This window comes from Hyphomonas sp. GM-8P, assembly GCF_003263315.1.
Lineage (GTDB): Bacteria > Pseudomonadota > Alphaproteobacteria > Caulobacterales > Hyphomonadaceae > Hyphomonas.
In genome coordinates this window covers 47,432-67,917 of sequence record NZ_AWFE01000001.1, presented here as the reverse complement: position 1 = coordinate 67,917, position 20,486 = coordinate 47,432, and the positions used below count along the sequence as shown (strand labels likewise).

Below are 20,486 nucleotides of genomic sequence, written 5' to 3'. Positions count from 1 at the left end.
ACCGTGCCCCTGAAACTGCTGACATGGAACATTCAGGCCGCCATCGGGACGGCCCGTTTTACTGATTATCTCATACGCGCGCACCGGCAGGTTTTCCACACGCCGGCAAAGGCCAGCACGCTGGACACCATCGCCGAAACGGTGCGCGGCGCAGATCTTGTCTGCCTGCAGGAGGTCGACCTTGGCGGGCGCCGGGCCGGATATCGCTGTCAGGCAAATGCGATTGCCGAACGCTCGGGCCATGATCATCTGGCGATCCAGGAAAACCGGGTGATCCGCGGTGTGTCGCGCCACGGGAATGCGATCCTCAGCCGGCATCCGCTGTCGAATGTGCGGGACCTGAAACTGCCGGGCAGGGTGCCGGGGCGCGGCTGCCTGCTTGCGACGGTCGAGGCCGCCATGCACTTTGATGTGGCTTGCGTCCATCTCAGCCTTGGCAGGCGCGATCAGGCGCTGCAGCTGGAGTTCCTCTCCCGGCACCTGCCGCGCCATGGGCGCTGGGTGGTCATGGGGGACTTCAATTGCAGCCTGCATGCGAGCCCGGCGGAGGCGTTTCTTGAGCGGATGCAGGCACATTCTGACCGGCAGCCGGAGCCGACCTATCCCTCGTGGCGGCCGCTGCGGGATTATGACCACATCCTCACCGGACCGGCTCTGAAGCTCGGCCAGTACCAGCCGGGGCCGGAAATCTGTTCCGACCATCTGAATGTGACGGCGGAGATGGAACTCGCCTGAACCCTGAATGTCAGAGCGGGGCATCATCCATCATCCGCGCCGATGTCCCGGAGGAGGTGGGCAGGCAGTTTTGTTTTCAGGGAACGGGCCGCGATACGCCGGTCCCGCTGCGATAAGTTATCAGTTTTTTCCGTCCGGCCGCTGAGCCGGAACAGGGCGGCCACCAGAGGCCGCAGAATGCGTCGTGTCATGTGAACCTGTCATGATGAAATTGGAGAAGCGGGTTGTGGTCATTGCCAATCTCCTTTCATCGTCGAGGGTTCATAGGACGCACGTCCGGTGCGGGGTGGTCCGCTTAGGTCAGCCTGCGGTAGATGACAAGCGGCCATAGTCCTGCCTTGGAACTTGGTTTAAGAATGTGCTTCTGAAAACACAGTCAGGGGACGTAGTATGAGACATGGATTTCTGGCAGCCGGCCTCGCGGCGGCATTGATGCTGACGAGCTGCGGCGGAAAAGACGATGTTCAGGGCAAGACCGGTGAGGACATCACCGCGAAGTCTTCCGCCAGCGATATCGGTGAAGCCTACATCAATGAGATGACGCGCATCGCCGACGCGCTGGAAACCGTCGACGACGAAGCAAGCGCCAAGGCGGCCGCGAAGAAGATCCAGGTGGCAGTGGATGGCCTGAACCAGATGTCCGAAGAGCTCGATGGCGAGATTTCCGGCGTCAAAGGCATGCAGATCTTTGGCGGGCGGTATGCCGAACTGATCGAAGTGCAGGGCCGGATCGCGACCTCCATGATCCGCATCCAGTCAGAACATCCGGAACTGATGGACGCGCTCAGCGAAGAAATGGACCGGCTGGAAAACTAGCCGGCCTCAGCGCCCGAGCGTGCGCCGATAGCCTTCATGGCTTCGGCGGCAATTTCGAATGAACGCAGGCGCGCGGCGTGATCGTGGATCTGACCGGTCAGGATGACCTCGTCCGGCCGGTGCCGGTCGATCAGGGCAGACAGTTCTGCGGTGACCTTCTCAGGGCTGCCCGTCGCCGAGACGCGCAGCGCCCGGTCGACCTGCGTAATCAGTTCCGGAGGGGCCACATCCCGGATGTCATCGACGGGGCGCGGCAAGGGCCCCGGCCGGCCGGTGCGCAGATTGACGAAGGCTTGCTGGACGGAGGTTCTGAGCCGGACGGCTTCCTCATCGGTATCGGCGCCGAGCACATTGATCGCCAGCATGAAACGCGGCGCCTGTGTCACTCCCGGCTTGAAACGTGCACGGTAGATCTCGATCGCCTGTTCCAAAGCGTCCGGCGCAAAGTGCGACGCGAAGGCATAGGGCAGGCCCAGATGCGCGGCGAGCTGGGCACCGAACAGGCTCGATCCCAGGATCCAGACCGGCACATGCGTGCCCGCACCCGGCACGGCCTGTACCTGCTGGCCGGGCTCTGCCGGTTCGAAATAGCTGAGCAATTCGACAACGTCCTGTGGGAACATGTCAGCGCTTTGCTGGCCCCGGCGCAGGGCCCGCATGGTCAGCTGGTCGGTGCCGGGCGCCCGGCCGAGGCCAAGGTCGATCCGGTCAGGATAGAGCGTCGCCAGCGTGCCGAACTGTTCGGCGATGACCAGAGGCGCATGGTTTGGCAGCATGATGCCGCCCGCGCCGACGCGGATGGTCGAAGTGGCCCCCGCGACATGGCCGATCAGGATCGACGTCGCGGCCGAGGCAATGCCGGTCATGTTGTGATGCTCCGCCATCCAGTAACGATGATAGCCGAGCCGTTCGGCATGGCGGGCAAGGTCCACCGTATTGGCCAGGGCCTGCGCGGGGGTTGAGCCCGCAGGCACTGGTGAAAGATCGAGGACCGAATACGGGATCATCAGCTTGGCTCCTTTGTCCTGTCTGAGGGCATATGGGGCCGCGACCCGTGCGGCGACACCCCCAGACGCGTCTGAGAGAGCATTTGAACCGGGAATGGAGAAATTCTCGCCCTTCACGCAACGTCATATGATCCGAACACACTGCTGGATCGTAACAGGCGAATTGCTCGAAACCGGAAAGGCCCCGCCATGATCACTCTGCACCATCTCGAGAAGTCACAATCCATCCGCATCCTCTGGCTGCTGGAGGAGCTGGGTGTGCCTTACGAGGTGAAGCTCTATGACCGTGATCCGCAGACCCGGCTGGCCCCCGCGGAGTACAAGGCCGTCTCGCCCCTCGGCACCGCGCCGGTGATCACAGAGGGCAATGTGACCCTCGCCGAGACCAATGCCATCGTGGACTATATTCTCGACTGGCACGATGACGGCCGCCTGCGCCCGGCGCCCGGCACGCAGGAGCGTGTGCGCTACCTGTTCTGGTTCCACACGTCACAGGGCAGCCTTCAGCCGCTGCTGACCAATAAGTTCGTCATGATGGCCATGTCGGCCCGCGCGCCTTTCCTGATGCGGCCGGTCGCAAAGGCAATGGTGAACGGCCTCGACCAGGCCTTCTTCACCCCGCGTCTGAATGCGCTGCTTGGCGAGATCGAGAAACAGCTCGGCCGGACAAAATGGTTCGCCGGTGAAAACCTGACCGCGGCAGACATGGTGATGGGATATTCCATGGAGCTTGCCGCGCACCGGGCGGGCATGGACGAAGCGAACTTCCCCAACGCGCACCGCTTCCTCAAACAGATGCGCGAAACGCCGTCCTACATCCGCGCCATGGAGAAGGACGGGAAGGGGACGATCCTGCTCTAGGCAGGTCAGTATTCCAGCTTGGCCGACAGGTTCAGTTCGTAGCAATATTCGCCTGCGGTCTCGCGGGGCTTGTCCAGATCCAGAATGACAGCACGCGAGGGCGCATATCGGTAGCTGTTGTATGGGGCTTCTGAATTGCCCGTTGCGAATTCAGCGCAGATCTGGGTGACCGATCCATGCTGCCGTTCCAGCCGGAAGTGTTCGTCCGAGACCGGATCTTTCCGGATTTCGGCCTGAGAGCAGGCATCTTGCTGGCGCGCCTCGGACGTGACATGCGCCAGTTCGTTCTCGACAATGGTCAGGTCTTCGGGAATCTCGCCAAACGCTTGCTGGTAGCAGGCCAGCGCCAGCGCCGTTTCGGAGAGTGCCTGCTGGCGGGCGAGATCTTCCCGTTCCTTGCGGGCTTGACCCGGGCCGCCGGTAATTACGATCCCAGCGAGGCTGGCAGCGATGATCACACCGACAAGGACGCTGCCATACAATGTGTGTTGGCTATATGCCATCGGCTTCGTCCCGTTCGGCATGGGTAATGAAATATCCGAAAATACCACCGGCGATCGCCGCGACGACAAACGATTTGAGTGTGAAGCGCCAGGTCAGCTCCCCATTCAGGAAACTGTAAACGAGGGAAATCGCATCCCCGACCAGGATAATGCCGGCAATGACAAGGCTGATATAGATCAGCCATTTGCGGATGCGGGATCTCTGCAGGGCCGGGTTCTCGTGGCGGGCCTTCAGCAGAATGCGGGCGAGCCACAGGAATAGGGGCGTACCCACCACGAGGCCGGAAATCGCGCCGCGGATCTGGCGGTCCTGTGCGCTCGCGCGATAGGTCTCTTCCTCCAGAATATCCGGGACCAGCGCGTCGATCAGCGCGAACAGGAGCGAGCCTAGATTGAAGGCGACGACGCCGAGCAGGATGAAGAAAAGGAGATAGAAGAAGGCTTCCCGGGCAGAGAGGTAGGCGGCCGGTTTTGGTACGGCGATGGGGAAGGCAACATCGGAATAGGCCGCGAGAGCCTCATCGATTTCCTGTTCCCGCCAGCCAGCATTGAGGAGTGCGGCGCGGATGCCGCTCCGGTCCTGCCGTTTCTCAAGGGCCTCCTTCACAAACTGGGTCAATGTGCTGTTCGCCATGGGCGGTTTCCTCCCTGCCTGCTCAGAGGCATGTCATGCACGCGCCGAGATTGAGGCGGAGAGCCTCGCTTGGCAAGCAATTCGGGGAGGGAAAGTGGAGGCTTCTGTTGCCAGGCGCCTCCGGGCCCCGCCTAGGGATCTGAACCCCTAGGAGTTAAGTTCGGTAATCATCCGACTGCTTACGCAGCCATCAGTTCACCTTCAGCAAAGTTGTCGTTTGCAACTATGTTGATTTGGGCTTCTGAGGGGGCCCAATCCGGCGAAGGCCTCGTCTTTACACGTCCGTCGATCCTATTTCGGCCCCGTCAGAAACAGGCCCGGTGAAAAGGCCTGAACCTGCTTTTGGTGGAGCCGCCGGGTACCGCCCCCGGGTCCGAGCCGCTTATTACACGCGCGTTTATCGCCATAGTCCGAAGACCCCACCAATATAGGGGCACAGCGCCGCTGATGAAAGGGGGGCCATGAAGGTGGGGCCCCATGAAGGTGGGGAAGGTCACTCCCGTGCGGCGGCACTCTCGTCGCGCAGGCCCTTGAATTCCGATGTCGGCTTCAGGTCGGGCCATGCCGTGGAGTTGGCGAGGTCTTCGGTCATGTCCAGGAAGAGTTCCACATCCTGCGCTGCGCCGCGAAGGTCCCAGTCCGGATCCCAGGCATCGTTCTGGTTGTGGTAGCGGTTGGCAATATAGCCAGCGACCCATTCGATCCCGGCTTCCCGCCCGCCGTCTACAAGGTCCGGTCCGCCGGCAATCCCCATGATCAGCAATACTGGCACGCCGCGGCGCGCGAGGGAGAAGTGGTCTGCCCGGTAGAACAGGCCGTTCTCCGGCAGACCTTCCGGAGACACCGTGCGGCCCTGTTTGGCGGCGGCCGCCGCCATCATCTCCTCAAGCTCGCTTTGGCCCTCGCCGACCTGGATGACATCTTTTGCCGGACCCGCCGTCTGCAGGATGTCCAGCGTGAAATTGGCGACCGTTGTTTCCAGCGGATAGATCGGGTCCTGCGCATAGGCTTCCGAGCCGAGCAGGCCGCTCTCTTCGCCGGTCCAGGCGGCGACCACGACCGTTCGTTCCGGCGCGGGGCGGGCCTTCAGGTTACGGGCAATTTCCATGATGCCGGCAAGGCCGAGCGCATCATCGTTTGCGCCGGGTCTGACGACGCGGCCCTCCGCATCCGGAATGCCGATCCCGAATGCATCCCAGTGTCCGGACAGCATGATGGTTTCATCCGGCCGCTTTGTCCCGGTGATTTTGCCGAGTACGTTCTGACTTTCGACCGTTTCCACAGACAGGCCCAGATCTGCATTGAAACGCAGATCATCAAGGGTGAAAGCTTCGAAATCGCGCTTGCGGGCGGCGGTTTTCAGTTCGTCGAGGTTGTATCCGGCCTGTGTCAGCCAGTGCCGGGCCATGTCCTCATGCAGCCAGCCGCGCAGGTCGAGCGCCGGTTTCGCCGGGCCCTTGCTGGCAACGGCATAATTCTCGCCCGGCGAGGAGGCGGCGACGTTCCAGCCATAGCCCGCGGGTTGGGTTTCATGGATCACGAAGGCGGCAACCGCGCCGCGGCGGGCGGCCTCTTCGTATTTGTAGGCCCAGCGGCCGTAATAGGTCATCCGTCGGCCACCGAAAACGCCGGCGACGGGGTCGTCTTCCGCCACACCGAAATCCGGGTCATTCACGAGGAAGAGGGCGACCTTGCCGGTCAGGTCCATGTCCCCATAATCGTCCCAGTCACGTTCCGGCGCGCTGGCGCCGAAGCCCACGAACACGATCGGCACATCCTTGATGACGATGTCTTCGCGTGGATTGGGAGAGCTGATGTTGATGTCCAGACCTTGCCTGAGCGGGATCTCAGTCTCGCCATGGCTGACATTGAGTGTGCGAATATCATTCACGACGGAGTGCTTCAGGGTCACCGGATCTGTCCATTTCCCGTCCCGTCCGCCAGGTTCAAGGCCGAGATCCTTAAACCGCTCGATCAGGTAGGCGACGGTCCTGGTCTCGCCTTCAGTGCCGGGCGCGCGACCCATGAATTCGTCGGAAGCGAGGACCTTTACCGTCTCGGACATGTTTTCAGTGCTGATCGGAGGCGCGCTTTCAGAGCTGTTGGCGCTTCCGGTGTCAGCGGCAGGCGTACAGGCCGCCAGCATCAGGGTTGCACTTGCGGATGCCAAAATCGCTCTGATCATTTGCACTACTCTTCGGGGTTTGCGTGGCCAGTCATCCGGCCGGGGGTCAAGGAGAGGGGGATTAGTAAAGCACGTCGCTTTCGCCGCTTTCACCGAAGCCGTCGGCGATAAGGCTGGCGATGGCGGTGACGGCTTCGGCCGCGTCGGGGCCCTTGGCAGCGAGTTCCACTTCGCAGCCCTGAGCAGCGACAAGCATCAACAGGTCCATGATCGAGCGGGCATCCGCCTCCTGGCCTTCATGACTGACTACCACCCTGGACTCGAATTCGTTTGCGAGCTTCGAGAGTTTGGCCGAAGCGCGCGCGTGCAGGCCCTTGCGGTTGACGATTGTCACGCTTTGGCGGGCTTCGGTCACGGCGTTCTGCACAGGGCTCCGGGTCAATTGGATTTGGCGAGGAGTTCGGAGGCGATATTGATGTAGCGCCGGCCTGCATCTGCAGCCGTCTGGGCTGCGTCGGCGAGCGGAAGCTCGTCACGGACTTCGGCCAGCTTGATCAGCATGGGCAGGTTTACGCCCGAGATGACTTCGATATTGCCGGATCCCATGATCGACATGGCGAGGTTCGATGGCGTGCCGCCGAACATGTCGGTGAGGATGATCACCCCCAGGCCGACGTCACAGGCCTTCGCCGTGTCACGGATCTGTTCGCGGCGGGCCTCGATATCGTCTTCGGCTTCGATGGATATCGACTTGAATCGCATCTGTTCGCCCACGACGTGTTCTGTCGCGGCGACGAGTTCCTTCGAGAGTTTGCCGTGGCTGACGACGACGATGCCGATCATGCCGCCCCTTTCAGGTTACGTGACGAATTTGTCATGCTGCCATGGCGAGTATGGCCGTCAACCCGGATTCAGCTGTGCGGTGTGTCGCTTTCTCAGGCGCCGTTGCCTGAAAGCCCCAGCACATCGTCCATGCTGTAGAGGCCGGGTTTCTGGTTAATGGCCCAGAACGCCGCTTTCAGCGCACCTTCTGCAAACATGGCCCGGTCGAGCGATGTGTGGCTGAGGGTGACGATTTCCGTCTCCGAGCCGAAGCTGACCGAATGCTCGCCGATCACCCCGCCCATGCGGCGGACGGAAAAGCCGATCTTGCCCGGCTCCCGGGCAGCGTCCGGCCCGTCATAGGGACCTGTGCGCAGCTGATCCAGCGTGCCGCCGCGGCCTTCAGCGGCAGCTTCGCCGAGCATCAGGGCCGTGCCGGACGGGGCATCCACCTTCTTGTTGTGGTGGGTTTCCAGCACTTCGATGTCCCAGTCCGGACCGAGGCTGGCGGCGGCGCGGCGGATCAACGTTTCCAGCAGCTTGATGCCAAGCGCAAAGCTGCCGGATTTCACGATGGCGAGGTCTCCTGCGGCTGCCTCAAGTGCCTTTTCCTCTGCGGGCGAAAAGCCTGTCGTGCCAATAATCGCAACACGTACAGGCGTGTGCTTCAGCGCTTCCAGCGCTGCGATCGTGGCAGCGGGCCGGGTAAAATCGAACCAGACATCGGCCTTGGCGGCGGCGGTGACCGGGTCGGAGGCCGGCTTCACATTCAGGCCCGGAATCCCTGCGAGGTCTCCGATAGCCGTGTCGAGGTGAGGGGAGCCCGCGATTTCCGTACCACCCGCGACCGTCAGCCCGTGGCGGTGGGAGACGGCGGCCAGCTGGCGGCCCATGCGGCCTGCGACACCTGCAATGGCGACGGCGAAGGATTCGGAAGTCTGGTCTGTCATGGCGCCCTTATAACCGGGTTTTGGCCCAGGGAAACGGGTATGCGTAATTGACGGGAGTCCGCCTCTTGCGCCGGGGAAGCGAAGCTGAAATGGTCCGCCCGTCTGTGCCTGCGGCCCACCATGAAGAACACCATGTATGGACCGTGAATACACCATTGATACGCCGAGGAGCCTCCCGCTATGAAAACCCGCGCCGCCGTCGCCTTTGAGGCCAAGAAACCGCTCGAAATCGTCGAACTGGATCTGGAAGGCCCGAAGGCCGGCGAAGTGCTGGTCGAGATCATGGCCACCGGCATCTGCCACACGGACGCCTACACGCTGGACGGGCTCGATTCTGAAGGCATCTTCCCGAGCGTGCTGGGCCATGAAGGCGCGGGCATCGTTCGCGAGGTCGGCGCGGGCGTAACCAGCGTGAAGCCGGGTGACCATGTCATTCCGCTCTACACGCCGGAATGCCGCCAGTGCAAAAGCTGCCTCTCCGGCAAGACGAACCTCTGCACCGCGATCCGCGCCACGCAGGGCAAGGGCCTGATGCCGGACGGCACCAGCCGCTTCTCCTACAAGGGCCAGACGATCTACCATTACATGGGCTGCTCGACCTTTTCGAACTTTACCGTCCTGCCGGAGATCGCCGTTGCGAAAATCCGCGAGGACGCGCCCTTCGACAAGGCCTGCTATGTCGGCTGCGGCGTGACGACCGGCGTTGGCGCCGTCGTCAATACGGCGAAGGTTCAGGTCGGTGACAATGTCGTCGTCTTTGGTCTCGGCGGCATCGGACTCAATGTGATCCAGGGCGCAAAGATGGCCGGGGCCGACAAGATCGTCGGCGTTGACATCAACGACTCCAAGAAGGAATGGGGCGAGAAATTCGGAATGACGCATTTCGTCAATCCGAAGAACACCGTCGATGTGGTCGCCCATCTTGTGGAGCTGACCGATGGCGGCGCGGACTATTCCTTCGACTGCACCGGCAACACGGACGTCATGCGCCAGGCGCTGGAATGCTGCCATCGCGGCTGGGGCACCTCGGTCATCATCGGTGTGGCGGAAGCCGGCAAGGAAATCAGCACACGGCCGTTCCAGCTGGTGACGGGCCGCAATTGGCGCGGCACGGCCTTTGGCGGCGCCAAGGGCCGCACGGATGTGCCCAAGATTGTCGACTGGTACATGAACGGCAAGATCCAGATCGACCCGATGATCACCCACGTCATGAAGCTCGACAAGATCAACGACGCCTTCGACCTGATGCACTCGGGCGAGAGTATCCGGTCTGTGGTGGTTTACTGATGCGGGGCCGCGGCGTGCGCCATTGTCTTGGCGCGGCGGCGCTGGGGCTGGCTTTGGTCTCGGCAGCGGGCTTTGCGCAGGCGGAAGAGGCGCCAGAAGCGAAGCTCTACCTGTCGGACACATATAACGAGACCGCTGACCCAGCGGCGGATGTTCAACGGGCAATCGAAGAGGCCGATGGCCGGCACATCCTGCTGGAAGTCGGCGGGGACTGGTGCGTCTGGTGCAAGATTCTCGACAAATATCTGGAAGACAATACCGATGTCCGCGAGGCGTTCGGCGAGAGCTTCATGATCGTGAAGATCAATTTCAGCCGCGAGCATCCGAACACGGAATTCCTGGGGGGCTTTCCGGAGGCCGAAGGCTATCCGCATTTCTATGTGCTGGACTCTGACGGCGGTTTGCTTGCCTCACAGGGAACAGCCGAGCTGGAAGAAGGCAAGGGATACAATCGCACGCGCATGCTGGAATTTGCAGAGCGCTGGCGCAAAAACTGAACCGGTTTGGAAGGAAACTCAGATGGGCATCGTCAAACGCAATCTCGAAATTTACCGTACACGTCTTGTGTCGCTGAAGAACATGCTCGGACGGGCGGAAGCGGAACTGTTGCCGGATGATCCGGAGAAGACCGCGCTGCTGACGGCGCGGCTGGCCGAGGACATGCTGCCACTGCCGAACCAGGTCTGGTTCACCTGCCGTCAGGCGGAGCTGCTGCTGGGCAAGCTGAACGCCGCGCCAGTGAAGGAATTCGAGAGCGATAAGGCGAGCTTTGCGGACCTGAAGGCGCTCGTCGCCGAGACGATTTCGCGGATCGAGGCACAGACTGACACGAAGGAAGATTTCGCCGAAGGGAAGACGATCCTGGAGCTCCCCGGCTTTCCGACACTCTCCATCTCCGGGCAGGACTATATCGACGAGTGGCTGACGCCGAACTTCTATTTCCACTTCGTCACGGCCTACGACATCCTGCGGGCAGAAGGGCTGGCCATTGGCAAGGCCGATTATATGAGCCACCTCCGCCCGCTGCTCGCGGCGGCTGGTTGAGTGTAGTCAGTCCGGCACTGGACACAGGTATCTGGAATTTCCTGCGGGCGGCGATTGCCGCCCGTTTTTTGTTTGCTGACCACGTCTCCGACATGACCCGCAGAGGGTCTGTCAAACGGACCTGGCTGGCTGATTGGGAAAGAGGGGGAGGGTGTTCCTTGCGGCGCCTTGATCGAACTTGCCGGCTTCCTGCTGGCTTGCACCTTCAGCGATTCTGGCACATCGTTTGCGGGTGGGATGCGTCTGGTGTGCCAATCCCGAGGAAAGAGCTCTCAAGTGACCAGTATTACTGCATCGAGGCGGGTGGATCTGGTCCCAACCCGCGCTTTTGAAACCATCGATCTGATACGCTTCCTGGCGGCAGCCTAGGTAACCTGGTCCCATGTCTGGCTTGTCATCACGCCAAATCTGACACCTGAAATGGGCCCGTTGTGGCGTGCGGTTTTTCTGACCGCGAGTTTCGGACAGGATGCGGTCCGCATTTTCTTTGTGATCAGCGGGTACTGGATCACCCGCTCGGTGTTGCGGCGCATTGCGGCAGATCGATGGAGCTGGTCATCATACCTGACCGACCGGCTGACGCGCCTCTGGATCGTTGCCGTGCCGGCTTTGCTGCTGGGTGGCCTGCTGGATATTCTTGGCCGGTACGTTTTCGATTTCAGCATCTATTCCAACTACGCCATTCTCGATGAGGCGCCGATTGACCTTGGCGAGCGGCTGACGGTCCCGGCCTTTCTCGGAAACATCGCTTTCCTCCAGAACATCTTTTACGACACGTTCGGTTCCAATTTCCCGCTTTGGAGCCTTGCGAATGAGTTCTGGTATTATCTCTGGTTCCCGGCACTGATTCTGTTGCTGCGTCAGCGCGCTGTCATTCCGGGCCTCATGGCTTTCATCACCTTCATTCTGTTCTTCGACTCCAATGTCAGCGGAGCCTTCGGAATCTGGCTGATCGGGTCGGCTGTTTATGTCTTTACCGAGTTTGTCGGCGGGCAATTGCGGCAATTGCCGATGGTGACACGCTATGGCCTTGGTGGCCTGGCTGGCCTCGTCTTCCTGTCCGCGCTTGGTTTCACCCGAGTCGTGGAATCCAGCTGGCTTATGGACGGCCTTGTCGTTGGCGCCGGCTTCGGGGTCTTCCTTTGTGCGGTGATCCTGTTCGATCTTGGCATCCCGGCTTTGGCGCGGCCCGGCGCCGTTTATGGGGCGGGCGCCTCATACTCCCTCTATGTGTGTCACTTCCCCGCCATGTTGATGGCGATCGCCATCCTGCAGCAGTTCAGCACATTCGGGGTGAACCTCACGACGTTGTTCGTGGCGCTTTCGCTCACGCTCGTCCTGTTCGGTGTCGGCTGGGGCTTCAGCCGGATGACGGAAAACCATACCGCCTTCTTGCGGAGCAAGATCGCAGGCCGGTTGCGACCTACGAGCCTGTCCACCTGACGCAGCGAGAGGCGGGAATTCCTCTGGCGCCGCCCGTGCGGCTGGGGCACACATGCGGCACCAATCAAGGAGGAAGAACACGCATGTTCAGTCACGTCATGGTCGGCACGAACGACCTTGAAAAAGCCAAGGCGTTCTACGACGCCCTGTTCACGTCCATTGGCGGCCGGGAGGCCATCACCGATCCGAAAGGCCGTCTGATCTACCTGCACAATGGCGGCACCTTCCTGGTGACCCCGCCGATCGACGGCCAGCCGGCCACGCACGCCAATGGCGGCACGATCGGTTTCGCCGCCGAGAATCCGGAACAGGCTGATGCCTGGCACGCTGCAGGCGTTGCGGCGGGCGGCACGCCGATCGAGGACCCGCCGGGTTGGCGCGAAGGCGGCGGCATGAAGCTCTACCTCGCTTATCTGCGCGATCCGGACGGAAACAAGATCTGCGCGATGTGCCGCGGTTAAAGGCAAATACCCAGGCCGCCCCTCCCAAATCAGGAGGGGCGGTTTCGCATTCGGGCGACCTTATGTAGTCTGTTGCTCTGACAGACGCCGATAATGCCCCGGCACAGGGGCTGGAGGGAGGCGACCGAGATGACCGAGTTTACCCACTACACTTTGCTGGCCGACGGAGAGGTGTTCTCGCCGAATGCGGATTTCGATACCGAATGCGGGCGATATATCATGGCCATGAAAGTCTGGGCCAAAGATCCGGACCAGGCGGCTGACATGATCGTCGCCATCGGACAGCGCCTCGGCTTCAAGCCCGATGGCGAGCTGCAGGTGTTCGTGACCGACCCCGACGAACCCGCCGACGACGAACCCTTTGGCTATGATATTCAGTTCACGTCCTATTCGCAGGACGAGGAAGATGAGGCGGGCGAGGAAGAGCGCCCCAGATGGATCCACTGACAACAGGAATGACTTGCATGAAAAACATGTTCAGGATGGGCGGCATTGCCGCGCTGGTGATGGCCACAACGGGCCTTGGCGGCTGTGTCATCGCCGATGTCGAAGGCGTTGAGGCCATGTACAAGCCGGATGTCGAATACTATTCCGCCCCGACTGTGGCCGGAATGGATTTGCCGTTCTCGAAGGCCGTGCGCGTGGGTGAAACGATCTACCTGTCCGGAGAGCTGGGCATCGATCCGGCAACGAACACCTTCCCGCCGGGCGGCACGGGCGCGCAGACAACGCAGATCTTCAAGAATATCGAAGCCACGCTGGACGAATTCGATGCAGATCTGTCGGACATCGTCAAATGCAGCGTCTTCCTGGGCGACATGCAGAATTATGGCGAAATGAACGCGGCCTATGACGCGGCGCTGCCGGATCCGAAGCCGGCCCGGTCCACGTTCGGGGCAGGCGGCCTGGCGCTGGGCGCGGAACTCGAAATCGAGTGCCTCGCCATCCGTCCGTAAAGGACCGGCCACAATGGAATGGCGCGACCCGGATGCCCCGGTGGACCTGTCGCCCGTCGGGTCGGAAACGATCCGCCGGGTGATCGAACGGGCCATCGAAGAGGGCAACCGGGTCGCCTCGATTTCCCAATGGACCAAGGCGCTGGTGGCGCATATGGAGCTGGGGTTGAGCGAGGGCCTGAAGGCCGACATCCGAGCACAGTATCCGGCGCTCGAATATTACGAGGATGCGGGCTCGCCCCATAACGAACCGGACGAGGGCTTCATCGAAGACGGTTTTGCCGTGTCCTTCCCGCGGCCCCGGCCTCAGACCAGGCCTGGATGATTACTTGCGGTATTGCTTGATCGGCAGGTTGGCTGCCGTCCAGGCCATCATCCCGCCGCGCACATTGCTGACGTCGGTGAACCCGGCCCCGGCGAGCAGCTTCGCCGCCCGGCCGGACCGCATGCCGGACCGGCAGATCACCGCCACCGGCGCCGAGGCGTCTTCCTTCATGAACCCATAGATCGTGTCGACCATGCGCGGATCGCCCAGGGTGACAGTGTAGGCGCCTTTCGGAATGCCGCTCTCCCATTCGCTTTCGGTGCGGACATCGACAAGGATCAGCTGCTTCTTGCGCACGCGGTCATTCGCGTCTGCCGGATCGATCTGCGGGATGGCGGGCTTGCTGCTGCCGCCGAATAGCTTGTCGAACAATCCCATGGATCGCGCCTCATTGCCGTTACGGCCTGAGATTTAGCATCCGGGTAGAAGCCGCCATAGATGCGGCGCCTGCGACAGATGCAGTCACGGCGTCCCGTCAGGCGAGGACGAGGCGGCAATCCTTCCGTGCCATCCGGGCAGGCAGTTCGAACGAGGCGAGCGCCCGACCGCCAACCGAAGCGAGCAGCGCATCGGCGCGGGCCTTCGCGTCTGTGTCCATGGCGCCGTACGCATCGAGCACAGCCTGCAGGCGCCAGAGCGGGAACGTCCGCGCGGCCGCCGGTCCGGTGAAGCCTTCGATGGAGACCTCGATCTGCCCCACAGCGCGCGGTACGGCATCGCCTGATGAAGCCTCCGCGGCCCAACCGGCAAACAGGTCGTTGGTGGCCTTCAGAGCCGGCAGCTGCTCGCGCATCTGGCGCTTCAGGATCGGCAGCAGCGTTTCCGGAATCCCATCATCAGCGGCGAGGTCACCCGTGCCCGCGTCGCCCGCATGTGTGCGCTCAACCCAGTCCGCCACGCGCGGGGCAAGGCGTTTCATCAGCACGCCGGATTCCGGGTCACGGTAGAGGTGGGCGTAGAGCGGTCCAATGAAGGCGAAATCGGCGAGGCAGGGGCGCTCGCCGAGCAGGAAGGAGTGGGCTTCAAGGTGCTGGGAAAACTCGCGGAGGAAGGCCTCATAGCTCCGCTCGATGCCGGGAATGGTTTCCGGGTGCACACCCAGGACTGGCAGGGCGCCCTTGAAGCGCTGGCCGTTCTTCTTGCCGATCTCATACTGTTCCGGCCGACTGAGCTGGGGGGCGGAGAGGGCGCCGAATTCGGAATAGGCCCAGTCCTCATTATAGGTCCAGCGATAGTGCATGGCAGGCAAGGTGAGCCATTCATCGCCATAGAGCTGGAGCAGGAGCGCCACGAAGCGCTGCAGCGGCGTCGCCGGCAGGGCAGGCGGCTCGCGGTGTTCGGCGGCCTCGACCTGTTCGATGATGTCAGCGGTGTCCTGCACGATGCTGCCGTCCGGCATCTTCAACACAGGGATCACGGGCCAGCCGACATTCGGCAGGATGATGTCGCGATAGACCTGCTGTGTGGCGATCTGTTCTTCGAAGTCTGCCCCGCGCCAGCGGAGATAGGCGCGGGCCTTGCCGGTGAAATAGCTGACCTCGGCGCCGTAGAGCGTGTATGCTGGCATGATGCGTTTTCCTGTCCCTTTGTGGCGGGCTTTGTGCCGCAGGATTGCCCGCGGGCGCAAGGCTGCTATCCCGTAAAGGACAGTGCTTGACGCGCCGCGCCCAATCGTGTTGCCCGTGGGGCAATCCGTTCCAACCAGCCGCAGGACCCTGTACGCGCCCATGACCCAGCTCACTTCTGTCTCTTCCTGGAAATCCTTTGGCGGAAACCTGTCCGTATACGACCATGAGTCTGTGGTGCTGGGCTGCAGGATGCGCTTTGCGGTCTACACGCCGCCGCAGGCAGCTGACGGCCCGGTGCCGGTGCTGTGGTATCTCTCCGGCCTCACCTGCAGCTGGGCGAACGTGATGGAGAAGTCAGGCCTGCAGCGCGTGGCGGCCGAGCATGGCATCATGGTAATCGCGCCGGATACCAGTCCGCGCGGCGAAGGCATCCCGGATGACGAGGCCTATGATCTCGGCCAGGGCGCGGGCTTTTACCTGACCGCCACGCAGGAGCCGTGGGCGAAGCATTTCAAGATGGACCAGTACATCACCGATGAGCTGCCGAAGCTGGTCGGTGCCGAATTCAACAATGCCGACATGGAAAGGCAGGGAATCTTCGGCCACTCCATGGGCGGTCATGGGGCGATTACGCTGCACCTGAAATATCCGGAAACCTACAAGACCTGTTCGGCCTTCAGCCCGATCACCAGCCCGGCGCGCGTGCCGTGGGGTCAGAAAGCCTTCACCGCCTATCTCGGCCCGGCCTCCATCGCGTGGGAGCAGTACGACGCAACTGAACTGGTGAAGGAACGCCAGAGCCGCGCCCGCATCATGGTCGACACCGGCACCGCGGATACGTTCCTCGAAAAAGAGCTGAAGCCAGAGATCTTCATTGATGCCTGCATGGCGAACGGCCAGGCGCTCGATTACAGGATGCGCGAAGGCTATGGCCATGACTACTATTTCATCGCCACTTTCATGGACGATCATATCGCCCATCACGCGGCCGGCCTGAAAGCCTGAGCGCCTCAAAAAGAGAGAATGCGTCCGCAGGCCCCGTTGGGTATCGGGGTTCATGCGCGACCGCTTCCCTGTGCCCTGCAAGCACACGACCTTGCATGAATGCCGGCGTGGGACACCGGCACCTGCGAATCTTGTCTGCGCTACACCGCCTTGGCGTGGCGCGCCTCGACCGGTTTGTACCGGCCGTCGAAACACTGGGCGACCGTGCGCAGCAGGAGGCGCGCTTCCTTCGGTACACTGATGATATCGCCGTCTATCCGGCAGAGGTCGGCGGACTGCAGGAAGCGCGCAGTTTCCAGCGCGTCGTCCAGCGCGCCGGGGTCTGCGCCCATCTCGCGGCAGGTTGCGTCCACATCCACCCATAGCTGGCACATAAGCTTTTCGATTGCGCGGGCGCGCAGACGGTCATCCTCGGTCAGCTCGATACCGCGCTCTGAGGGCAGACGGCCGTCTTCGACAGCGGCCGCCCAAGCGGTGCGCGCCTTGAAGTTCTGCACATAGCCCTGACGAAATTGCGAGATCGAGGTCGAGCCGATGCCGACCAGTGTTTCACATGGGTCGTCGGTATAGCCCTGGAAGTTCCGGCGCAGTGTCCCGCTGCGGGCTGCGCGGGTGAGCGGATCGTCCGGGGCGGCAAAGTGGTCAAGGCCGATGGCGTGGAACCCGGCACCCGTCAGCGTGGCAGCGCCAGCCTCTGCCTGCCGGAAGCGTTCTTCAAGGCCCGGCAGGGCGGATTCATCGATGGCGGCCTGGTGTTTGGCGAACCAGGGCACATGGGCATAGCCGAAGAAGGAGACGCGCGCGGCGCCCATTTCGGCAGCGAAGTGGGCGGCTTCGACGACGTCTTCCACGGTCTGGAAGGGCAGGCCGTACATCAAGTCCATATTGATGGCGTGGATGCCGACCGCACGCAGGCGTTCGATGCCGTCCACCAGCAGCTCCTTCGGCTGGATGCGGCCGACGGCTTCCTGCACTTTCGGGGCAAGGGTCTGCACGCCGAAGCTGACCCGGCAGACGCCGGCGTCCGCCATGGCCTGGATGAAATCCGGTGTCAGCGTACGCGGATCGACTTCGACGGCGATCTCGATATCGGGCTGTGTTCCGAAGGCGTCGATGGCGTGCGACACGAGACCTTTGAAGTCTTCCGCCGAGAGCGCGTTCGGGGAGCCGCCGCCGAAATGCAGGTGCGCCATGCCGGCATGCGGGCCGAGTGCCTTGGCCCAGACGTCGATCTCCTGATGCAGCGTTTCCAGGTATGTGCCGATCCGGCGGTAACCGTTCGGCACGCTGGTGGCGCAGCCGCAATAGAAGCAGAGTTTCTCGCAGAAAGGCACGTGCATATAGACAGAGATCGGCTCATCCGGATTGACGGAGGCCGCCCAGATGCGTGCCTGATCTTCGGCCACGCGGGGACTGAAATCCGCCGCCGTCGGGTAGCTCGTATAACGCGGAACGGGCCGCGTTGCGAAAGTGGTCCATGCCTGTTTCATGCCCCGCGTCTTAGCAGCGTTGGCAGGCCGCCGGATTACGCAGAATCCCGTACGCATCCGCTGTCTCGACGGCGCCGCTGGGCGGGCGTAGGGTCGGCGCATCAAGAGGAGAGAGACCATGATCCGTACCGCCGCCTGCGCCGCCGCCCTGTTTACCCTTGCCATGCCCGCGCTGGCGGGGCCGGAAGCGTTCCAGCCGGGCACGGTGGTGCCGGACTATGGGAAGGTCGCCATGATCGACGGGGTGACCCTGCCGGCGGACACGGTCATGAAGGTCGCGTTCGACATCGGGCAGGCTGGTCCGGAAGATGGCATCAGCCGCAGCCTGGAAACGCCGGCCCGGTTCCTGAACATGCATGCCGCCGCAGGCGTTGATCCGGCGAACCTGCACGTTGCGCTGATCGTGCACGGCGCGGCCGGCAAGGACCTGATGACGGATGAGGCACGCGGCGCGCCCAATCCGAATGCCGGCCTGATTGCGGAATTGCTGGCCGCGGGTGCGACCATCGAACTGTGCGGGCAGACGTCGGCCATGCGGGACATCGCACCGGAAGACCTGCTGCCGGGCGTGACCATCGGCCTGTCGGCAATGTCGACGCACGCCCTGCTGCAGCAGCAAGGCTACACGCTGAACCCGTTCTGACAGCTCAGGCTCTGGTTACACCACAATAGTTGTTATTGTGGTGTAACAATGCTATTACACCACAATAACAACTATTGTGGTGTAATAGCATGGTGCGCAGCTTTCCTCTTTCGGTTCATACGACTTATCAGGACCTGTTGCAGGCGCATCTGGTTCAGGCGGTTTCGGATATTCCGGGCCTTCCATTCGTGCGAGATATGGGGAAAAAGGGTAAGTACTGGTACGCGCGCCAGCGGATCGGCGACAGGACTGTGCAGAAATACATAGGTCCCGACACGCCGGATATTCGCCAGCGGATCGACATGGCGAAAACGGCCAGGTCCGAACGCAAGGCATTTGAACGCCGTTGCGCAAGTCTGGTCGCCCAGCTGCGTGCTGCAGGCGTGCCGACCCTGGATAGGAATTCGGGCAAATTGCTGCATGCCATGGAGAAAGCAGGTGTTTTTCGCCTGGGTGGCACCTTGGTTGGGACGCATGCGTTCCGGCTCTATAGCGCAGAGCTTGGTGTACAGTTCGATGATTCGTTGGCTGTGACAGAAGATGTCGATATTGCAGCCTTCGAAAATCTGAAACTGGTCATTGAAGACGAGGCCGATCCTGCCTTACCGGAAACGTTCAGGGATCTGAACCTTCAGCCTGCGGCGGGGCTCGACCGTAGGCACCGGCCGACAAGGTGGGTCATGGGTGGGGAGGGTGGAACCGAGGTTGAATTTCTTGTGCCGCGCATGCGCGAAGACAGCGAAATCCTGAAATTGGAGCCGCTGGGCGTATATGCGCAGGCATTGCCGTTCCTGAATTTTCTGATTGCAGAGCCCATTGCCGCTGTCGCGCTATACCGTTCGGGCGTGCTGGTTCAGGTGCCAAGACCCGAGCGCTATGCTGTGCACAAACTGATCGTTGCAGCGCGCAGGCGCACCTCTTCAGCACTAAAGGCGAAAAAGGATATTGCTCAGGCGGAGATCCTGTTCGAAGTGCTTCTCGAAGACCGGCCGGCAGAACTCGCAGAAGCATTTCAGATCGCCATAGAAATTGGGCCGAAGTGGCGTAAGGCGATCGAAATGACGCTGAAGAGATCGGCGAAATTGACGGCATTAGCTGAAGAACTGGGTTGAGGAAGAAGTTCAACCCATCGCTTCGGCAAGGAGCCAGATGCCTTCACGCTCCGCCTGGCGGCGTTCGACCAGCAGGCGGGCGACCTGATGGTCGTCGTCGAAGACATTGCCGGTGAGGCTGTCGAGCAGGGCCTTGGCGAGATTGTCGAGGTCCATCCAGGGCGGGTCGCCGGAATATTCCATCATGATGTGTACGGAATATTCGCCATAGCCGGGGCGTAGCGGTGGGAACTCCTTGCGGAAGAATTCCTTCAGCAGCGTCTTGTAATATTTTGTCTGTGTGGTGAGGCCCGTGCAACGCACTTCCAGCGCGCCATCCTCCGTGATGCGTGCCTGAACCTTTCCCGATTTTACCCAATCGCTGTTCAATGCAGCCTCAGGTCGCGCTTACGCTCGCGCGCCTCAATAGCTTCCTTGGAGTCTTTCAGGCCGAGGCCGGTGGTCTGGCGCAGCAGTTTGATAGCGCGGATTTTCTTGCGGGCGTCCAGCTCGGCATCGATCTCCAGCCATTTGGACATGGTGACCCGTTCCAGCGCGGCGTCGACCTCTTCGGGTGTCGGCGGAATGGGGGAGAGGCTGTTCTCCCTCTTCTTGCCGCCAGCGGTCGCGCGGCCGATCAGGAACACCACGAACAGGGTGAACAGGACTTCCGGCTGCAGGATCTTGTCGAAATAGGCTTCCATACCAGCCTCCCCATGG

The 20,486-nt window shown here is 61.9% G+C and carries 25 protein-coding genes, 1 other RNA gene and 1 pseudogene; 14 read left to right on the top strand and 13 right to left on the bottom strand.

The genetic code is table 11. From position 1 onward, the window contains the following. The first annotated feature begins 3 nt into the window (after positions 1-3). A complete protein-coding gene (locus tag HY26_RS00365) occupies positions 4-735 on the top strand; it encodes an endonuclease/exonuclease/phosphatase family protein (RefSeq protein ID WP_233351479.1) in 732 nt (243 codons plus the stop codon). 390 nt (positions 736-1,125) lie between these two features. Then, entirely contained in the window at positions 1,126-1,551 is a 426-nt protein-coding gene (locus HY26_RS00360; RefSeq protein WP_112072704.1) for a hypothetical protein, read from the top strand. On the opposite strand, the gene HY26_RS00355 is transcribed toward HY26_RS00360, so the two are convergent. Then, positions 1,548-2,558 carry an LLM class flavin-dependent oxidoreductase gene (locus HY26_RS00355; protein ID WP_112072703.1) on the bottom strand — a complete coding sequence of 337 codons (1,011 nt, stop codon included), beginning with the start codon at positions 2,556-2,558 and terminating at the stop codon, positions 1,548-1,550. The two genes, HY26_RS00360 and HY26_RS00355, sit on opposite strands and share 4 nt — an antisense overlap. A gap of 189 nt (positions 2,559-2,747) precedes the next feature. Here HY26_RS00355 and HY26_RS00350 point away from each other — a divergent pair, with 189 nt between their 5' ends. Beyond that, the gene (locus HY26_RS00350; RefSeq protein ID WP_112072702.1) at positions 2,748-3,419 is read left to right on the top strand and encodes a glutathione S-transferase family protein; all 672 of its coding nucleotides are present in this window, start codon (positions 2,748-2,750) and stop codon (positions 3,417-3,419) included. A 5-nt stretch (positions 3,420-3,424) separates the two neighbouring features. Here HY26_RS00350 and HY26_RS00345 read toward each other — a convergent pair whose 3' ends face one another. From HY26_RS00345 to dapB, 7 genes are all read right to left on the bottom strand, one after another. Beyond that, the gene (locus tag HY26_RS00345) at positions 3,425-3,922 is read right to left on the bottom strand and encodes a hypothetical protein (protein WP_146740144.1); all 498 of its coding nucleotides are present in this window, start codon (positions 3,920-3,922) and stop codon (positions 3,425-3,427) included. Then, entirely contained in the window at positions 3,912-4,556 is a 645-nt protein-coding gene (locus HY26_RS00340) for a DUF5671 domain-containing protein (protein WP_112072700.1), read from the bottom strand. The genes HY26_RS00345 and HY26_RS00340 overlap by 11 nt, the downstream gene beginning before the upstream one ends. Before the next feature lie 93 nt (positions 4,557-4,649). Beyond that, positions 4,650-5,013: a transfer-messenger RNA gene (gene ssrA, locus HY26_RS00335) on the bottom strand. Positions 5,014-5,049: 36 nt separating this feature from the next. Next, positions 5,050-6,741 (bottom strand): M20/M25/M40 family metallo-hydrolase, encoded by a 1,692-nt coding sequence (locus HY26_RS00330; protein WP_199288524.1) that lies wholly within the window; start codon positions 6,739-6,741, stop codon positions 5,050-5,052. A gap of 61 nt (positions 6,742-6,802) precedes the next feature. Further along, entirely contained in the window at positions 6,803-7,096 is a 294-nt protein-coding gene (locus HY26_RS00325) for an HPr family phosphocarrier protein (protein ID WP_034769054.1), read from the bottom strand. A 23-nt stretch (positions 7,097-7,119) separates the two neighbouring features. Continuing rightward, positions 7,120-7,524 (bottom strand): PTS sugar transporter subunit IIA, encoded by a 405-nt coding sequence (locus HY26_RS00320; RefSeq protein ID WP_034769051.1) that lies wholly within the window; start codon positions 7,522-7,524, stop codon positions 7,120-7,122. 92 nt (positions 7,525-7,616) lie between these two features. After that, positions 7,617-8,453: a 4-hydroxy-tetrahydrodipicolinate reductase gene (dapB, locus tag HY26_RS00315; RefSeq protein WP_112072699.1), complete on the bottom strand. Its 837-nt coding sequence runs from the start codon at positions 8,451-8,453 to the stop codon at positions 7,617-7,619. A gap of 180 nt (positions 8,454-8,633) precedes the next feature. Between dapB and HY26_RS00310 the strand changes: the two genes are divergently transcribed. The 8 genes and pseudogenes from HY26_RS00310 (at position 8,634) to HY26_RS00275 (ending at position 13,969) form a co-directional block, all read left to right on the top strand. Next, a complete protein-coding gene (locus HY26_RS00310) occupies positions 8,634-9,740 on the top strand; it encodes an S-(hydroxymethyl)glutathione dehydrogenase/class III alcohol dehydrogenase (RefSeq protein ID WP_034769047.1) in 1,107 nt (368 codons plus the stop codon). Next, entirely contained in the window at positions 9,740-10,237 is a 498-nt protein-coding gene (locus HY26_RS00305; RefSeq protein WP_112072698.1) for a thioredoxin family protein, read from the top strand. Before HY26_RS00310 ends, HY26_RS00305 begins: the two co-directional genes overlap by 1 nt. Before the next feature lie 22 nt (positions 10,238-10,259). Then, on the top strand, positions 10,260-10,784 hold the full coding sequence (locus HY26_RS00300) for a DUF1993 domain-containing protein (RefSeq protein WP_051600272.1): 525 nt from the start codon (positions 10,260-10,262) through the stop codon (positions 10,782-10,784). Positions 10,785-11,171: 387 nt separating this feature from the next. Beyond that, positions 11,172-12,227: pseudogene (locus tag HY26_RS00295) on the top strand (acyltransferase family protein); the annotation flags it as partial. An 83-nt stretch (positions 12,228-12,310) separates the two neighbouring features. Beyond that, complete coding sequence (locus tag HY26_RS00290; protein WP_034769045.1) at positions 12,311-12,688, top strand: VOC family protein; 378 nt, start codon at positions 12,311-12,313, stop codon at positions 12,686-12,688. Between the two features lie 129 nt (positions 12,689-12,817). Next, the gene (locus HY26_RS00285; protein ID WP_051600270.1) at positions 12,818-13,135 is read left to right on the top strand and encodes a hypothetical protein; all 318 of its coding nucleotides are present in this window, start codon (positions 12,818-12,820) and stop codon (positions 13,133-13,135) included. A 17-nt stretch (positions 13,136-13,152) separates the two neighbouring features. Then, complete coding sequence (locus HY26_RS00280; protein ID WP_233351474.1) at positions 13,153-13,644, top strand: RidA family protein; 492 nt, start codon at positions 13,153-13,155, stop codon at positions 13,642-13,644. 13 nt (positions 13,645-13,657) lie between these two features. After that, positions 13,658-13,969, top strand: a complete 312-nt coding sequence (locus HY26_RS00275; protein WP_112072695.1) for a hypothetical protein — start codon at positions 13,658-13,660, stop codon at positions 13,967-13,969. Here HY26_RS00275 and HY26_RS00270 read toward each other — a convergent pair whose 3' ends face one another. Together HY26_RS00270 and HY26_RS00265 are read right to left on the bottom strand one after the other, a co-directional pair. Beyond that, positions 13,970-14,347 carry a rhodanese-like domain-containing protein gene (locus tag HY26_RS00270; RefSeq protein WP_112072694.1) on the bottom strand — a complete coding sequence of 126 codons (378 nt, stop codon included), beginning with the start codon at positions 14,345-14,347 and terminating at the stop codon, positions 13,970-13,972. It abuts the gene before it with no gap. 97 nt (positions 14,348-14,444) lie between these two features. Next, positions 14,445-15,536, bottom strand: coding sequence for a glutathione S-transferase family protein (locus tag HY26_RS00265; RefSeq protein ID WP_112072693.1), 1,092 nt, complete (start codon positions 15,534-15,536; stop codon positions 14,445-14,447). 160 nt (positions 15,537-15,696) lie between these two features. Here HY26_RS00265 and fghA point away from each other — a divergent pair, with 160 nt between their 5' ends. Then, positions 15,697-16,542 carry an S-formylglutathione hydrolase gene (gene fghA, locus HY26_RS00260; RefSeq protein WP_112072692.1) on the top strand — a complete coding sequence of 282 codons (846 nt, stop codon included), beginning with the start codon at positions 15,697-15,699 and terminating at the stop codon, positions 16,540-16,542. Between the two features lie 140 nt (positions 16,543-16,682). On the opposite strand, the gene hemN is transcribed toward fghA, so the two are convergent. Continuing rightward, positions 16,683-18,032, bottom strand: coding sequence for an oxygen-independent coproporphyrinogen III oxidase (gene hemN, locus HY26_RS00255; RefSeq protein ID WP_034769036.1), 1,350 nt, complete (start codon positions 18,030-18,032; stop codon positions 16,683-16,685). Positions 18,033-18,150: 118 nt separating this feature from the next. Here hemN and HY26_RS00250 point away from each other — a divergent pair, with 118 nt between their 5' ends. Both HY26_RS00250 and HY26_RS00245 read left to right on the top strand, forming a co-directional pair. Continuing rightward, on the top strand, positions 18,151-18,675 hold the full coding sequence (locus tag HY26_RS00250) for a DsrE family protein (RefSeq protein WP_034769034.1): 525 nt from the start codon (positions 18,151-18,153) through the stop codon (positions 18,673-18,675). A gap of 89 nt (positions 18,676-18,764) precedes the next feature. Further along, positions 18,765-19,787: a GSU2403 family nucleotidyltransferase fold protein gene (locus HY26_RS00245; RefSeq protein WP_112072691.1), complete on the top strand. Its 1,023-nt coding sequence runs from the start codon at positions 18,765-18,767 to the stop codon at positions 19,785-19,787. Positions 19,788-19,796: 9 nt separating this feature from the next. Here the strand turns inward: HY26_RS00245 and HY26_RS00240 are convergent, their stop codons facing one another. Beyond that, positions 19,797-20,156, bottom strand: coding sequence for a RusA family crossover junction endodeoxyribonuclease (locus tag HY26_RS00240; protein ID WP_034769030.1), 360 nt, complete (start codon positions 20,154-20,156; stop codon positions 19,797-19,799). After that, positions 20,153-20,470 carry a ribosomal protein L7/L12 gene (locus tag HY26_RS00235; protein WP_034769028.1) on the bottom strand — a complete coding sequence of 106 codons (318 nt, stop codon included), beginning with the start codon at positions 20,468-20,470 and terminating at the stop codon, positions 20,153-20,155. The genes HY26_RS00240 and HY26_RS00235 overlap by 4 nt, the downstream gene beginning before the upstream one ends. Between the last annotated feature and the right edge of the window lie 16 nt (positions 20,471-20,486).